The organism is Adhaeribacter rhizoryzae (assembly GCF_008629685.1).
GTDB lineage: Bacteria > Bacteroidota > Bacteroidia > Cytophagales > Hymenobacteraceae > Adhaeribacter > Adhaeribacter rhizoryzae.
This window is the reverse complement of record NZ_VWSF01000008.1, coordinates 21,660-38,378: the sequence shown is the minus strand read 5'-3', so window position 1 is coordinate 38,378 and position 16,719 is coordinate 21,660. Positions and strand designations below refer to the sequence as shown.

General features: G+C 42.1%; 15 protein-coding genes. 7 read left to right on the top strand and 8 right to left on the bottom strand.

Annotation, left to right across the window (positions count from 1 at the left end):
* Positions 1-91 precede the first annotated feature (91 nt).
* From F0145_RS11975 to F0145_RS11955, 5 genes are all read left to right on the top strand, one after another.
* Positions 92-2,902 (top strand): TonB-dependent receptor, encoded by a 2,811-nt coding sequence (locus tag F0145_RS11975; RefSeq protein WP_150088653.1) that lies wholly within the window; start codon positions 92-94, stop codon positions 2,900-2,902.
* A gap of 55 nt (positions 2,903-2,957) precedes the next feature.
* Entirely contained in the window at positions 2,958-4,445 is a 1,488-nt protein-coding gene (locus tag F0145_RS11970) for an SGNH/GDSL hydrolase family protein (RefSeq protein ID WP_150088652.1), read from the top strand.
* 190 nt (positions 4,446-4,635) lie between these two features.
* Positions 4,636-5,145 (top strand): hypothetical protein, encoded by a 510-nt coding sequence (locus F0145_RS11965; protein ID WP_150088651.1) that lies wholly within the window; start codon positions 4,636-4,638, stop codon positions 5,143-5,145.
* Between the two features lie 237 nt (positions 5,146-5,382).
* Complete coding sequence (locus F0145_RS11960; protein WP_150088650.1) at positions 5,383-5,805, top strand: hypothetical protein; 423 nt, start codon at positions 5,383-5,385, stop codon at positions 5,803-5,805.
* A gap of 240 nt (positions 5,806-6,045) precedes the next feature.
* Entirely contained in the window at positions 6,046-6,510 is a 465-nt protein-coding gene (locus tag F0145_RS11955) for a lipocalin family protein (protein WP_150088649.1), read from the top strand.
* A gap of 386 nt (positions 6,511-6,896) precedes the next feature.
* Here F0145_RS11955 and polA read toward each other — a convergent pair whose 3' ends face one another.
* On the bottom strand, positions 6,897-9,740 hold the full coding sequence (gene polA, locus F0145_RS11950) for a DNA polymerase I (RefSeq protein WP_150088648.1): 2,844 nt from the start codon (positions 9,738-9,740) through the stop codon (positions 6,897-6,899).
* A gap of 472 nt (positions 9,741-10,212) precedes the next feature.
* Here polA and F0145_RS11945 point away from each other — a divergent pair, with 472 nt between their 5' ends.
* Together F0145_RS11945 and F0145_RS11940 are read left to right on the top strand one after the other, a co-directional pair.
* A complete protein-coding gene (locus F0145_RS11945) occupies positions 10,213-10,509 on the top strand; it encodes an SH3 domain-containing protein (RefSeq protein WP_150088647.1) in 297 nt (98 codons plus the stop codon).
* A 285-nt stretch (positions 10,510-10,794) separates the two neighbouring features.
* On the top strand, positions 10,795-11,406 hold the full coding sequence (locus F0145_RS11940; RefSeq protein WP_150088646.1) for a hypothetical protein: 612 nt from the start codon (positions 10,795-10,797) through the stop codon (positions 11,404-11,406).
* Positions 11,407-11,514: 108 nt separating this feature from the next.
* On the opposite strand, the gene arr is transcribed toward F0145_RS11940, so the two are convergent.
* From arr to F0145_RS11905, 7 genes are all read right to left on the bottom strand, one after another.
* Positions 11,515-11,985, bottom strand: a complete 471-nt coding sequence (arr, locus tag F0145_RS26990; protein WP_394349590.1) for an NAD(+)--rifampin ADP-ribosyltransferase — start codon at positions 11,983-11,985, stop codon at positions 11,515-11,517.
* 520 nt (positions 11,986-12,505) lie between these two features.
* Positions 12,506-12,937 (bottom strand): hypothetical protein, encoded by a 432-nt coding sequence (locus F0145_RS11930; protein ID WP_150088644.1) that lies wholly within the window; start codon positions 12,935-12,937, stop codon positions 12,506-12,508.
* A gap of 143 nt (positions 12,938-13,080) precedes the next feature.
* Positions 13,081-13,773: a hypothetical protein gene (locus F0145_RS11925; protein WP_150088643.1), complete on the bottom strand. Its 693-nt coding sequence runs from the start codon at positions 13,771-13,773 to the stop codon at positions 13,081-13,083.
* Between the two features lie 41 nt (positions 13,774-13,814).
* A complete protein-coding gene (locus tag F0145_RS11920; protein ID WP_150088642.1) occupies positions 13,815-14,315 on the bottom strand; it encodes a hypothetical protein in 501 nt (166 codons plus the stop codon).
* A 334-nt stretch (positions 14,316-14,649) separates the two neighbouring features.
* Entirely contained in the window at positions 14,650-14,871 is a 222-nt protein-coding gene (locus tag F0145_RS11915) for a hypothetical protein (protein WP_150088641.1), read from the bottom strand.
* A gap of 105 nt (positions 14,872-14,976) precedes the next feature.
* Positions 14,977-15,681 (bottom strand): outer membrane beta-barrel protein, encoded by a 705-nt coding sequence (locus tag F0145_RS11910; RefSeq protein WP_150088640.1) that lies wholly within the window; start codon positions 15,679-15,681, stop codon positions 14,977-14,979.
* A 121-nt stretch (positions 15,682-15,802) separates the two neighbouring features.
* Positions 15,803-16,246, bottom strand: coding sequence for a hypothetical protein (locus F0145_RS11905; RefSeq protein ID WP_150088639.1), 444 nt, complete (start codon positions 16,244-16,246; stop codon positions 15,803-15,805).
* Positions 16,247-16,719: the final 473 nt, after the last annotated feature.

Here is a 16,719-nt window from a genome sequence, read left to right as displayed (position 1 = left end):
TAGGTAATACTTCATTGCTTACATTACAATTTATCCTTACTTTGTTACAATTATTTTGGCCACTGCATTAACTTAAACGCTTATAAATTTTATGCCTACTTATTTACCAAAACCACCACTTTTAATTTTATTACTCGCCCTAATATTTAGTTGTTGTGCTGAAAGCTACGCCCAAAGCGGCGTAACAATTAGTGGGCGGGTTACCGATGCCAAAACAAATACGCCCCTGGCCGGGGTGAATATTTATGTAAAAGGCAAAGTAATTGGTACTACCTCCGACAACCGTGGTACCTATACGCTTACCACTGCTACCGAAACACCCTTTGCACTGGTATTTTCTTATGTAGGATTTCAGACCCAGGAATTTAATATAACGGGTAACCGCTCAGACCTGAACGTGGTGCTAAGTGAGGTATCGGTGCTGGGGCAGGAAGTAGTAGTTACGGCTTCGCGGGTAGAAGAGAATATTTTGAAGGCACCCATCAGTATCGAAAAGATGGATATTTTGGCCATCCGGGAAACGCCGGCCGCTAGCTTTTACGAAGGCTTGCAAAACCTAAAATCGGTGGATATGATTACCAGCAGTATGGGTTTTAAGGTAATAAATACCCGTGGTTTTAACAGTACCACCAATCCGCGCTTTGTACAGTTTATCGATGGCATGGACAACCAGGCACCCGGCCTGAATATTCCGATAGGGAACATGGTAGGCCTTTCGGATTTGGATGCGCACAGCGTAGAGATTGTGCCGGGTGCAGCTTCGGCTTTATACGGTCCTAATGCTTTTAACGGCGTACTTTCCATGACCAGCAAAAGCCCGTTTGAGTTTCAGGGACTGAGCGCCATGGCCCGCATTGGAGTAAACCATATTAACAGCGCCGATGCCGACGCCAGCCCCATGTACGAAGGCATGGTTCGCTACGCCAAAGCTTTTAATAACCGGTTTGCCTTTAAAGTAAACTTTTCGTACTCCAAAGCGTTGGATTGGCACGCCAGTAGCACCGAAAACGTTGATCCGTTTACCCGTCCTACCCTGGGCAACGACCCTAGTAATCCGGCTTATAACGCTTTAAATTTATACGGCGACGAAGCCGTAGCCGGTATACCCATTGGTCCGGGTGGCTCCTCGGTGCGGGTAGCGCGTACACCTTACGAAGAGAAAGACCTGGTAGATTATAATACTTTCAGCTTAAAAGGCGATGCGGCTTTGCATTATCGGGTAACCGAAGGGTTGGAAGCTATTTACCAATTTAAAATAGGCCAGGGTACCGCTGTTTACCAAGGGGCTAACCGTTACGGCATTAAAGATTTTATTTTGCAGCAACATAAGGTAGAACTGCGCGGCGCTAATTATTTTCTGCGGTCGTATGCTACCCTCGAAGATGCCGGTAATTCTTACGACTCCCGCTTTCTGGCGCTTAACTTAAACCGTACCTGGAAACCAGATCAACAATGGTTTTCGGAATATGCCGGCGCTTACCTGGGTGCGGTACCGGGCATTACCCCCAGCAACCACGATGCCGCCCGCACCTTTGCCGATAGAAACCGGCTGCTGCCCGGCACGCCCGAATTTGACCGGGAAAAAGACCGCTTAGCCAGCGAGCCCGATTTCCGGACCGGTGCCCAGTTTAAAGATGCAACCGGTTTGTACCACACCGAAGGCCAGTACGATTTTAGTAAGTGGACAGGTAAAATAGCCGATGTGCAAGTGGGGGGCAGTTACCGGTTATTCGATTTAAACTCCAGCGGCACTATTTTTAGTGATACTACCGGCAACGATATTACCATTTACGAATACGGCGCTTACCTGCAAGCCATTAAAAACCTGATGAGCGATCGCTTAAAAGTTACCGGCTCGCTGCGTTTCGATAAAAATGAGAATTTTGAAGGCCGCCTCACGCCCCGCGCTTCGGCAGTATTTACCTTAGCCGAAAACCACAACCTCCGGGCTTCTTTCCAAACCGGTTTCCGGAACCCTACTACCCAGGATCAGTTTATTTTCTTAAACGTAGGCCAGGCTATATTGGTCGGCGGTGTGCCGAGTGCCAGCCAGGGGCTTAACCTCTACGGTCCAAACGCAAATGCAATAAGTTTATCATCGGTGCAGGCTTTTGCCGCGCAGGTAGGGGCCGATGTGGCGAATGGTGCTAATTCATCCCGGGCAGTTATTCAAAACGCGCGGCTGCTGCGGCCGGCCAACGTTAATTACGTAAAACCAGAGCAGATTAAAGCTTTCGAAATTGGCTACAAAGGCCTTACCCTGAATAAATCGTTATTATTCGATCTAAATTATTATTACAGCAGCTACAATAATTTTATTCTGAACTACACGGTTATTCAGCCCCGTAACAGCCAGGTGGTGCGCAACGAAACCGGTACCGGCAACGAAGCCGTAGCTTTTGATGTGGCCACGAATAATTTCCAGCCTTACCAGTTATATTCTAATGCTACCCAAAAAGTAGCGGCCCAGGGCGCCAGCTTAGGCCTTACTTATTCCTTACCCAAAGGCTACACCCTTAGCGGCAACACCAACTGGAATAAATTAAACTTGGGCAAAGATTACGATCCGGACCAGGTACCCGGCTTTAATACCCCCGAATGGAAATTTAACGTAACCCTGGCCAATCGTAATTTCTATAAAAATGCCGGCTTTAGTGTGGCTTACCGCTGGTCCGATGCTTACATCTGGCAATCGAGCTTTATACCGGGTATAAATAATGCCGAGATCCCGGCTTATGGCACTTTAGATGCGCAGGTAAGTTATAAGGTACCCAGCATTAAATCTATCTTTAAACTGGGTGGCTCTAATATTACCAACAATTACTACCGCACCGTGTACGGTGGCCCTTATGTAGGCGGCGTTTATTACCTTTCTATCACCTTCGACGAATTATTGAAATAAGCAGGCCCGCGAAAAAACTTTTTTACAGATGCGCATTTTAATCAAGCATATTCCCATGAAAAATATAAAAATATTAGCTGCCGGCTTGTTGTTCAGCAGCCTGATTTCAGCATGTTCCTATAACCCGCCCGAACCGGCCGAAGACCCCACCAACCCAAGAACCCCGCCGGTAGCCGGCACCGCTGATTTTAGCAAATATGTAGCTGTAGGTAATTCTATTACAGCCGGGTTTATGGATAATGCCTTGTACCTGGAAGGGCAGCGAAATGCTTATGCGGCTATTCTGGCCGAAAGAATGAAATCAGTAAACGGCGATAAACCTTTTAATTTTCCAATATTTGGCACAGAAGGCGGAGTGGGCTTTGGTGGTTTTGCCACGGTAAACGGTGCTAGTGTGCCGGTGGGCCGGTTTAAGTTTTTATTACCTACCTGTGCCAATGCAGAAGCAACCAAAACGCTGGGCCTAACTCCCGGCCCAACCATACCCGGCGAAAACCTGGCCCCTTTTACCGGTAATAAAGCCGAACTGAACAATTTTGGTGTACCGGGCGCCCGGAGTTACCATGTGCTGATACCGGGTTACGGTGCCAGCCCCACCGTTGGCAATCCGTTTTTCTGGCGTTTTGCTTCATCTCCGGCTACCAGTGTTATTGCCGATGCGGTAGCGGCTAAAGGCACTTTCTTTACTTACTGGTTAGGTAATAACGATGTACTGCTTTATGCCATAAACGGCGGCAACGCTAACGCCAATCCGGGTACCGACCCCGCAACTTATGGCCCGAACGACATGACCGACCCGCTGGTGTTTGGGGCCGCGCTAAAGAGTGCCTTAGATGCTTTGCTTTCTACAGGGGCTAATACCAAAGGCGCAATTGCTACCGTACCAAATGTTACCAAATTGCCTTTCTTTCAGTTGGTAAACGCCGGACTTACCGCAGGCGGGGCCAATGCTCCTATTCCGTTTAATTTATCGGCAGCCCAGGCGGCGGGCCTCAATGCGGCTTACAGCCAGTTAGGACCAGCTGCGGCCGGCGTAAACTTTCAGGCTGGTAAAGTAAATTACCCGGTAATTACCACCGCCACCGGCTTGCGCCACCTAGACCCCACCAAAGATTTCCTGACTTTATTAACACCCCAGGATAATTTACTGGCCGGTCCTATTAGTGCTTGCAATCCAAACCAACGAGCCGGTTGGGGCATTACCACGCCTATTCCAAACCAGTACGTACTCGATCAGGCCGAAGCAACGTTGGTAACCAACCGCGTAAACGCATTAAATAATATTATAAAGCAGGAAGTAGCCGGCCGCAACAACCGGGTTGCCCTGGCCGATATGAATATTGCTTTAAGTAATTTAAGTGCCCTGGAGAATACCCTGGCACCACCGGCCGGCCTGTTTTCGTTAGATGGCGTACACCCCAACCCGCGCGGCCAGGCCCTAATTGCCAACGAATTTATTAAGGCTATTAATGCGGCTTTTGGGTCTACCTTGCCCCCAGTTAAGCTCAGCGATTACCGCCTGAATAATTTGCCAACGCCTTAAAACAACCTGAATAAAATAAAAAGCTGCCGATTAGGCAGCTTTTTATTTTTGCAGGCAATAATAGGGTAAGTTCAGCGGTTATAGTACGGTCCGGCTTCCGGTTACCTTACCCGAAAGATTATTTTTTCTGTAGAATGTTTTACTACTTTTGCTTTATTCATCAATAATTTATTCAAATAAATCTTTTACTATGAAAAATTACAGTGCACTTATCTTCTTGTTTGTTTTAACCTTTGTAATGGCTAGCTGCGACAAAGACGACGATGCTAAACCAACAAAACAAGATATTTTAATGGCTAAAAACTGGAAGGTAACAGAAGCCAAAGCAGTACCTACGGGTTTATCCACTGAATTTGATATTTATGGTTTGCTGGTTGATTGCCAAAAAGATAATTTTTTAGATTTTAATACCGGCGGCGCTGTAGTGGTTGACGAAGGACCAACAAAATGTACGCCTAATGCGCCCCAAACTGTTTCGGGCACCTGGAGCCTTCAGGAAAATGCAACCACCGGCGATATATTAAATATTAATGGCAATATTTTACTTGCTTATGGTTTAACCTCTACCGCCCCTAGAAACTTAAAGGTAGTAACCCTAAATAACCAAACTTTAAAAGTAACTTTTAACGAAGGGTTAACTTTACCCGGCACCACCACGCAGGTTCCATCTACAATTAATTTAACATTTACCGCGCAATAAATATTGTGCTTAACCATACCAACGAAAGCCGCCTGAACAGCGGCTTTCTTTTTTATATACCGCTATTAACTATTATAACCAGGGCGAAAGGTTGAAAAAGAGCGGCTTGAATAACGTTTACCAGGTGTATCTGAATAATAAAAATACCGTAGAGAATCTTATAAACGCTTGTTAGAAGTACTCCTCGTTATTCTTTAAAACAAACACCTTGTTTAATAATTATTTAACCCGCTGTTCATGAATAAAGTCAACTCGCTTTTACTTGTTTTAGTAACAACCCTGCTATTTGTTGGCTGTAAGAAAGACGAAGATGCGGAACCAGATAACTTACCAATTGGCCGAACCTGGAAAATAACCCAGCTTGTACTTTCAACGAGTATTGGGGGTACCGTAGATCAAATTCCGACGATGGCTACCTGCGATGCCGATGATATTTTCCGGTTCCGGGACGATGCTACTTATGTCCGGGACGAAGGGGCCAGTAAATGTAATGCTACTGACCCACAAATTGTAGAGCAGGGAACCTGGTTCAAGGACGGAAACACTTTTACCTGGGACGGAGATGATTATACCATTGAGGAATTAAACCGGCAAAGGTTTAAGTTAAAAGCCTCTAATGCGGCGGGCTCCAGCATTACCATAACCTTTACGGCCCAGTAACGGCTGCTACTAAAAACAAAAATATTATACAAGCCGCTTTACCAGCGGCTATCTTTTTGTATATTAGTCCATTCACCTTTTTAATCTGGTATTCACCCAATTAAAAAGCTATTTGCGTCAGCTTACCCCAAACACCAGCAATTCCGTTAAATAATACTTAGGCCTGTTTATTTTTCCTGGCCCGGTTTTTTGGCACAACCCTTATCCGCTTAAGCTTGTTTTTCCTAATATTTTTTAACCATGCGAAACTTTAACTCCTCATTAGTAATAATTTTATTGCTGTTAACGCTTGTTGGCTGCCAGAAAGACAACGACCCGCCGAGTAATTCGGAATTAATAATTGGCAAAGATTGGCTGATTACCAATTATTTGGTTACGGAAGATAGTCGCCCGTCCTACGACTTATTTGCTATGCCTAATATTACCGTTTGTACCAAAGACGATATTTATAAGTTCTCTTCTAATGGTAATTATATAATTGATGAAGGCGCAACCAGGTGTTTCCAAAACGACCCGCAAATTTACCAGGAAGGCACCTGGGTTATTTCGGATAATATTTTAAAATGGACGTACCCGTTTCAGCGCGGGCATTTTACCGAAACTTATACCATATTGGAGCTAACCTCAAAACAGATGGTGCTGGAACGTACTTTTAGCGAGCAGGGCAGTAATTATATATTAAAAATTACTTATACTTCAAAATAATCTGACTAGAGATGCCATTCTTATTATTAGCATAGAAGCTGCTTAGCATTTTACAAATTAATCCTTTGCCCTTGCTGTGGAGGCACCAGCAAGCAGGTTGGCAGAAGCTTTAAAATTGGCGGTGATAACACCACCAATGGTGCTAATACTATTATCAATTGGTTAATACGGTTACGTTATTGCGTCATGTTGAGCTTGTCGAAACATCTAACCCTACTTTTCATAACTGTAATAGATCCTTCGACAGGCTCAAGATGACAAAATTGACTTTAAGCGCAATATTTATTTGATTGTAGTATAAACCGGCTGTTAAAAAAAAACCTCACCAATCTTTTAGATCGGTGAGGTTTACTAAGAAATACGTTTAGCAAATTAAATATTTAAGCTTAATGTGCGGCCAGCCAGTTTTCGCCAACGCCCAAGCCTATTTCCATAGGTACACTCAGCGGCAAGGCATTTTTCATTAATTCTTCTATGTGCGGTTTTATGTAATCTATTTCGTCTTTGGGCGTATCAAAGAGTAATTCGTCGTGTACCTGCAATATCATGCGGGTTTTCAGTTTTTCCGTGTTCAGCCAATTATGTATGTTAATCATGGCAATTTTAATAATATCGGCGGCGGTACCTTGTATGGGCGCGTTAATCGCGTTACGCTCGGCGTAGCCCCGAATATTGGCATTCTGCGAATTAATATCGCGGAGGTAGCGGCGACGACCCAATAAAGTTTGCACGTATTCCTGCTCGCGGGCTTTGTTAATGGCTTCGTCCATGTATTCTTTTATAGCCGGAAACTCCTGGAAATAAGCCTCAATAATATCGGCAGCTTCGCGGCGCGGAATATTTAACCGCTCGGAAAGGCCAAAAGCCGAAATACCGTAAATAATACCGAAATTAATGGTTTTGGCTTTCCGGCGCATATCGCTGTCTACCTGGTCCAAGGTTACCCGGAACACTTTGGCCGCCGTGGAGGAGTGAATATCCAAACCATTCTGAAAAGCTTCTTTCATGGTGGCATCGCCGCTGAAATGAGCCATAATGCGCAATTCTATCTGCGAATAATCCGCTGAAATAAGCAAATGGTCTTTATCGCGGGGCACAAAAGCTTTGCGTATTTCGCGGCCTTTTTCGGTCCGGATAGGAATATTTTGCAGGTTGGGGTTGGTAGAACTTAAGCGCCCGGTAGCGGCTACCGCCTGGTTAAACGAGGTATGCACCCGCCCATCCGACTCGCAAATTAATTGCGGCAAGGCATCGATGTACGTTGATTTAAGTTTGCTCAGTTCCCGGTGGTCGAGTATTAATTGGGCTATTTCGTGCTTGTGCGCCAGCTTCGATAATATTTCTTCGCCGGTGGCGTGTTGGCCGGTTTTTGTTTTTTTGGTTTTTTCCTGAATGCCTAACTTCTCGAATAATATTTCGCCGAGCTGCTTGGGTGAACCAATATTAAACTCAGTGCCGGCAATCTGGAAAATGCGCTGCTCAAACTCCGCGATATATCCCGATAATTCCTTCGAAGATTCGGCCATGGCGTTGGCATCAATGGCAATCCCTTCTTTTTCAATACCCGCCAGCACCGGCACCAACGGGTTTTCTACTTCGTTAAACAGCTTTAGCAAGCCATTTTTTTCCAGCAGCGGCTGAAAGTAATTTTTCAGGCGTAGCGTTACATCGGCATCTTCGCAGGCGTATTCATACACCTCCTCCGGCGTTAAATCGGCCATGGTAATTTGTTTTTTACCTTTTTTACCAATCAGTTCCGTTATAGAAACCGGCGTGTAGCCCAGGTACGTTTCCGAGAGCAAATCCATGTTGTGGCGCATATCGGGCTCCAGTAAATAATGCGCCAGCATGGTATCAAATATTTGCCCCCTAACCTCAATGCCGTACGATTTCAGGATTAAAATATCGTATTTAATATTTTGGCCAATTAAGGTAATATTCGGGTTTTCCAGAATTTCCCGGAACTCATCCACAATGGGTTGCGCCTCGGCCAAATCCAGCGGTACGGTTACGTAATAAGCTTCGCCGGGCAAATAGCAGAACGACATACCAATTAAACGGCCGGTAATCGGGTCGAGGCGGTCGGTTTCGGTATCGAAGGAAATTTCTTTTTGCAGTTTTAAATATTTAATTAAGCTGGCGCGTAGTTCGGGCGTGTTAATTAAATGGTAGTTGTGCAGCGTATTGTTAATATTTTTCTTCTGGCCGGTTGCAACGGGCGCCGGTTCGGGGGCATCTACCAATATTTCGTCTAGCTGTTCAAATAAAGAACTTTGCTGGTCCGATTTTTTACCTTTTACCAACGTGCGGGTAGCTTTGGCGGGTGTTTTAGTTGGAGCCGCCGCCAAGCTAGTACCTAAAATCCGCTGCGCCAGTTGCCGGAATTCCAGTTCTTCGAACAAAGCCGTTAATTTATTTACATCGGGACCTTTGTACTCAAACTGACTTTCGTCGAAAGTAATGGGCACATCTAAATGAATAGTCGCTAATTCTTTCGATAATAAACCTTGCTCGGCAAACTGAATAATATTTTCGCGCTGCTTGCCTTTAAGCTCATCGGCGTGGGCAATTAAATTCTCAACGGAGCCGTATTTCTGAATCAGCGTTTTAGCGGTTTTTTCGCCGATGCCCGGAATGCCCGGAATATTATCTACGGCATCGCCCTGCAAACCCAAAATATCAATTACCTGCTTTACGTTGCTGATTTCCCACTTTTCGCATACTTTTTTCACGTCCAGAATATCGACGCCGTTGCCCAAAAAAGCGGGTTTATACAAGTACACGTGGTCGGTTACCAACTGGCAAAAGTCTTTATCGGGGCTCATCATGTACACATCGAAATTGGCTTTTTCGGCTTTGCACGAAAGTGTACCAATAATATCATCGGCTTCGTAACCGGGCAATATTAACAGCGGAATATTAAAGGCATCTACAATTTTTTTGACGTACGGAATAGCAATGCCAATATCTTCGGGCATGGCCTGGCGGTTGGCCTTGTACTCGGTAAAGCTATCGTGCCGGAACGTTTTAGATGGTCCGTCCATGGCTACACCAATGTGCGTAGGTTTTTCTTTGGATAATACTTCGAACAGCGTATTGGTAAAGCCGAGGGCGGCCCCGGTATTCATGCCTTTGGAGTTGATGCGGGGATTTTTGCTAAAAGCAAAGTGCGCCCGGAAAATTAGGGCCATGGCATCCAGCAAAAACAGTTTTTTGGTTCTTTCGCTCATATAAATTGGTTGGGCTGGTCAGGCAATAGTAAACCTGAGATTACCCTTATTAACTGGTCTGAATAAATTTTGTTCAGAGGCCTGAACTTGAACTCAAAGTAAAGGCTTTCGGCCAGATTTCCCTATCCTTTGTTTTAATTAAAAATGAATGCAGCCAGGTTGCCGGCGCAAAATATATTGCTTAAAATTTGCCGGTAATTCAGGAGCTTACTGTATTAAATACAGGCTTAAAAAGCAATAAACACGTAAATATCAATTAATTACTACCAACCAAATACGCTTACCACAGCAGTTTACGATGAGCAGATTAGAGGCTTTTAACCCTTAATTTTAGGCATTCATCCGGTGTCTTCTGCCCTTCATTTAAACTAATTTTTATTCGCTTCCGGCCTGCTGCATATTTGTATCGCAACCAGATAATAACAGCAGTTGCTAAAGTAATTTAAACCCCGAACCTAAAAACACCAAAACTATGAAAAAGATTATTTTAACCTTAGCCCTGGCCGCCCAAACCGCTTTTGGTTTTGCCGATGGCCACCAGGCAGTAACGGCCAGTGCCCGTTACGAAAACAGTAAAATGTACCGCCAGCCCGGCACTTCTACCGAAGTACTTAAAGCCTTAAAAAGCTCCGACGAAATTGTGGTGGTGCGCCGCTACAACAGTGCCTGGAGTATTGTAACTGTAGATGGCCAGGTGGGCTACGTGCTTACCGCCGAGTTGGCCAAACCCATTAAACCGGCTACCCACCAGGTAATTGCCAAAAAGTAAAAAAGTATTTTGGGTGGCGGTTCGCCCGTAAGCCAACTGTTTCAGCCCAAACTGCTTTTGCGCCCTACCCTGGTTAAGCCCCGTAAGGCTTTACCCCAACCAAGCCCCGTAAGGCTTCCTGCCAGTTCTGCTAGCCCCGTAAGGCTTCCGCTGGTTCTCCTAAATACCTAATCCTGCTAAAGCAAACTTAAAACCGGCTCTTTCTCAGAGCCGGCGCAGGAGGTATTGCTTGTTAAATTCTTAAAACTTTAAATTATAAAAACAAACTAGCTCAAAACCAAAACTATGAAAACATCATTTAACTTCTTAAAATTATCTACCCTGGCCCTGGCGCTTACTTTTGCTTCTACTTCTTGTAGTTTATTCGAAAAGAAAGATGACCCCAAACCCGCCAAAAACGAAGTAGAATACAACGGCACTAATTACAACTTAGACCAAGGCTTAATTGTTGATTTAGGAGCCGCCAACTTATACGGCAACAACGATACCCACTACGACTACGACTTTTATGTATCGGACGGCGATATTGAAAACAACGGCGACGAAGTAGAAGAGATTCAGGGCAGCTTTGGTATATTTACCGAGTGCTATTCTTTCGGCGATTCGGAGTTTAAAACCGGTAGCTTTAGTTTTGTAGACGCCTCTAACGACGGCAGCTTAAGCGACAGCCAGCTACAGACTAAATATAAAAACAAATCGGTATTTGCTTCCTCTGTTTACATAGATACCAACGGCAATGGCGTTCTCTCAGACGAGGACCCGATTCGGGCCAACGGCGGTACCGTAAAAGTTTCTGGTTCTTCGCCTAATTTCACCATTGAGTATGATTTAACGTTGGCTAACGGTAAAACCCTGAAAGGTAAGCGTGCCGGTAGCTTTAACAAAATAAGAGGCTAATATTTAATAATTAAACTGCCGGCCCGTAAGCCAGCAACAGCCAAACGGTCTGTAATCTCCGTAAAGATTACAGGCCGCTTTGGTTTAAACTACACGCACCCAAGAAAATTAATTAATAATCTCGCCTTTGTTATTGGCCAGCTTTTCGCGCCATTGCTGGAGTTGCTCCGGTGTTTGTTTCACCCAATCGGTTACTTCGCCAATAATTTTTAAGGGTGCTTCGGAGCGATAAGAACGGGTCGGGTTACCCGGAAATTTTTTATCTGTCACATTCGGGTCATTTTCGAAACTCCCGGTTGGTTCAACCATGTAAACCCGTTCACGCCCATCGCCTTGGGCTAATGCCGCCGCAAGCCCTGCCCCATTAACCAGGGCTGTAAAATAAATATGATTCATTTTGAGTTCGGCTTTGTAATTAGAGTTGCCCCCTGGCGTTAGCAAATCGCCAACCTGCAAATCTGCTTTTGTGCCATGATAAAAAGGACCTTTATCGGCTGGTTTCTCTTTAAACGCAGTAGCTAAAGCATCATGCTGTTTTGCCTTGTCCGGTTCGCCTAAAGCTTCGTAGCATTGGGCAATATTTAAATACAGCGCCGGAAAAGCACTCTTAACGGCATCATCGTTTATTTTTAAGGCAAACGCTAAAGCTGTTTCGAGCCACTTTAAGTTATCAGCAATATTTTTTTGCTGGCGGGCTACATAGTAAGTAGCCAAAAACTTTTCAAAGTCGTTTGTGGCTTCGTGCCAGGCTTGCTGAAACAGCTTGCTTGCTTCTTCCGGTTGGCCATTTTCTTCCATGGCCATACCTTGCAGACAGCGTTTAACAACAGGGTTGTTTGGGTTAAATTCCATTCTCTGAATATTTTGCCGGTCAACTATTATAACAGCAGCTTAGTTGTTCTACCTGAAACCAATAAAGTTTATTACCACAACGGCTAACGGTTAGTATATGCGAAGCCCGATGTCAACTTTAGATTTAATTATTTAACTTCCAACGGGCCGCTGCTAGGGCACACTTTAATGGGCTTTCGTTTTTGTTAGCCAAAGTCATTCTTTGTTCTTTATTTTTCTCATTTGGCAAAATCGTACCACCCTAAAATTAATTATAGAATGGAGGGAGAAGCCCATCTAATAAAAAGGGAAAGACTATTGCTAATGTCATTCCTAATATAAAAAATACAATAACTTTCGGTCTTAACATCCTATATCTTTCAGGCGACATATCTTTGTCTATCGGTAAGGAAGATATTTTCTTTAAAAGGAAATTCATAAAAAAGTTAAAAGGGACTAATAAAAATAATCCTGCTATTAATTGGGCAAAAACATTTTCCTCCAGAATTCTTGGTATGGGGATGGGATTACCAGCCTTATAATTGAGAACACTGATTAACATTAACAATGCGAGGTAGTAAGTTCCATACATTGCCTTTAATTTCATCTTACCCCTAAACTCAGCATAACTTTCTCCTTGTTGCTTCACGGCCCAGACGTAGCAAAAGTCTCTAAAATCTACCAGTTGTTTTAGCATCATAGGTTTATGGAAAAATATTTAACAAAGGAAGCCGTTTCAGTACCTAATGTCTTTTTTTGGCTAACGTACAAGCCTTTGCGGTGGTGCAGCTACCGTAAAGGTGTGGTTAGCGATAGTATTGGTTTTTATTTAAAGATACAGGGTTATAAATCATAAGTTATGCCTAAACCTAATGAGCCACTTAACTGAAAGAATTTAGGAGCATCGCCATACCAATCATAATATCTAGAATTGTAACCAGCTAAATTACTTTTGACCAGTTGAATTTCGGTAAATCCAGAAAACCGCTTTTTAATTTTATAATTAATCCCAAAACCAGCGTTAAAGAAAGTGTTTAAACCAGAATCGGTTACATTTCTGCTATTAATAACTCCACCCCGCGATACGGTTGTTTTTAATCTGGTTCTTCCATAAGCTGGCATACAGGTAGCAGTCGCATAGATAGGCAGCTTTTTATTTATTCCAATGAAAATAAACCGTAAGGTCAGAGGTAAAGCGATTGCGTTTGTAATCGAAACCCCATCATAGTTTAAATAATTATCCGGAGAAAGTAATGTCTGAAATTCTTTTGAAATCTTATCCCGCCCGTAACTAAGCCCTGCCTGAAGGGTTATTCTATTGTTCAATTTATATCCAAAATTAACAGTAACGGGTGTAAAGTAACCCGATGGCATTTCTCCTGCTGTTTCTGGGTTATTATAATAGATATGATAAGACAAATTAGTTATATAATAACCTATATACCTTCTGTGTTGAACTTGGGAAAGAGAATCTTGGCCAAAGACAACTAAATTAATTAAGAATAGAAACGAAAAGAATAAACTTCTTTTAATCATAAAATTTAATTATCGCTAACGGGCCGCTGCTAAGGCCCGTTTTAATGGGCTTTAATTTGTGTTAGCAGTTGATTATTTCTTCTACCTTTAATTCCAGCAATCTTATTCAAAAGTTTATTAAAGTCCGCCTTTTCTAATACTCTTTCGTCTATTGTCATTTTTGAACTATGCTCAAATTCCAAGGTTAATTTTCTATATTTTAGGTACTTTATATCTTTAGAAAAGAATCGGACAACATTTAAGGGATTAGATGCAAAGTCTGTATTAACTAGCTTAGTTTTATAATGCACTAAAGCAGTTAAGTCAACAGTTCTTTTGTATAATCCTCCAAAATTATATTTAAATAAACTGTTTTCAACCAGTTCGTAGCTTTCAATTTTCCATAATCCCGGAAGCACAAAAAGAATCAAACCTACGACGCACCAAAATATTCCAGCAGGAGAATTAATTCCTAACGAAGGTGATACTAGAGCAGGAATTATGAAAATCATTCCATACCCAATAATTATATAAGCTATTGTTTTGTCTGATTTAGCTTTCATTTATTTGCTGCTAACGGACTAGTATAAACAACGAGCAAGGCCGTCGGCCGTAGCTTGATGTTTATACAGTGTTGGCGGGAGTAATTTTTTAATATATTTTTAAGAAATATCCTCTAATAGAATAATCTGGGTCTTTTAACTTCCACCTTTCTTTACAATTCATACATTCATAAATATATTCTCCATCATCTTTGTCTCTTTTCCCATCAGGTCGAAATTCTACATTTCTCATTTTTTTACTGCCGAGTTTTTTCGTCAGCGACAGGTCAAATTCTAGCCATGCCTTCTCTGTTGGGAAAGACCTAAATTCGTTTTCAAAGCAGTCTGGACACATTTATGGATGTATTATTTCTTCTGTTAGGCTTTTCTCTTTTAATTTCTTTGTCCGTCTAGAAGATAAAATAATGATTCCTGATATTATAAAAACAAAGCCCAATAAAAAGACAATAGTATTGAATGGATGTCCGCCTAAGGATGCTCCGTACCCTAATCCTAAAGAAAGCCAGCCAAGAAATATTAATGTTATTCCTAAAGCTATTCTTTTTCCTGAGTTCATTTGATTATTTGTCTTATTACCGCCAACGGGCCGCTGCTAGGGCCCGTTTTAATGGGCTTTAATTGTTGTTGGTGGTAGTTGATTTCTCTTTAACTATCTAAAAAATTATTTAAAATTATAGTTAATACCTAAACCAATTGAAGCAATAAATTTGAATAGTTCCGGACTTTCATAATTCCAGTCGTAATATTTAGAATTGTTTCCATTCAGATTGCTTTTTAAAAATCGAACTTCCGTAAAAGCGCTGAATTGCTCAATTAATTTAAAGTTAGTTCCTAAACCAGCAGTTATAAATGTATTTATACCAGCATCCTTAGAGGAATGAATAGTAGTCGTTTGATTTTTGTAAGTTTTAGTACCCCTTTCTTTTGTTGTTCCAAAAGCAGGCATTAGAGTGGCAGTAGCATAGATGGGTAAACTTTTGGCTGCATTAAATAAAATAAAGTTCATCGTTACTGGAATGGCAACTACACGGGTTCGAGCGTTAAATTTATATGCTATATCTTCAAAAGATGCATCTTTATTAAAACTTTCCACGTGCCCTTTACTACCCCCATAAGCAGTTCCTATTTGCAGACTTGCTCTTTTATTTAACTTATACCCTACATTTAAACTTACTGGCGTAAAATATCCTGACTGTACTTCGCCAGATGTGGTTGGATTTTTATAATAGATATGATGGGATATATTTATTAAACCTAATCCTACATAAAATTTTGTTTCTGGATTTGTTTTATCTATTAATTGTTGTGCAGTAACACGAAAAGAAAGAATAGACAACCAGAAGATAAGCAAAAACGATAATCTCATTTTTTTAGGTAAGAGGCGATATACCAAAGTATTTTAATTTGTTTTAATTACCACCAACGGGCCGCGTGTATGCCAAGCCGAAGTGTAGCGAAGGTTTGGTATACACAGGGTTGTGCGGAGTTTATTGTAGGACGAACTTTCTCTCGGACCGTTTAACAAACCTGCCTTCATATTTTGAGGTGATTATATCACCAATTGTCAGCACATCTGTCGATTGTCCAGGCCGCTCATAATAATTTACAAACTTATTATTTAGCCATTTAAAGGAAATGAGGTACCAAATGAACATGATTGTAGGTATTATAAAATTACTAGAACCAGCAATTTGACCTTCATCCCAGAAATAATCATAGAACCTTAAACCTTCTAAAGAGATGCCTTCCTTATTTTCTAAAGTCTCTTGCAGGTCTGTCCAATCATCACCATCAATGCCTAAGTCAATATTGATAGAACTGCTGATAGAAATTTCATGCTTTTCTACACCACTCATCTCACTAACCACCTTGATGATTCTGTCAGAAGTTTGACGAAGAGTACTAAATGAAGTTTTTATTTCCTTAAGCATATTTAAAAATTGCGCACAACTCGTTTATAAACGTAAGTGGTGCGTTTATAACACCATTTTCTAAGATATAAACGCACCTGAACTAACGAATATACTATATATATAAACAAGTATAAAGATACACAATAATAATTCCGGTTTTTCTGGCTTCTTCTGTGTTCAAATAAATTTTTTGGCAAAAAGATAAATTTACCCGTTAGCCTGCACCCAGGTGTTTCTTACTTCACGTCTGATTAAAGAAGCATCGGAGCTATTAAAATAAATAGCTGAATCTTCTTTCGGGCTTTAAACTTAATCTATTCCTCTATCCGGAAAATTCCTGCATAACGGAGCAGTTGCTACATAATCGTACACCGCTGTCCGGATACGGACGCTTTTGGAAATACTTCTAACTATCTTTTTTCTAAATATTTAAATACTGGCAGGCATTATTTAACCATGCTGTAAATTTAAATAAGAACATTTACCGGCCG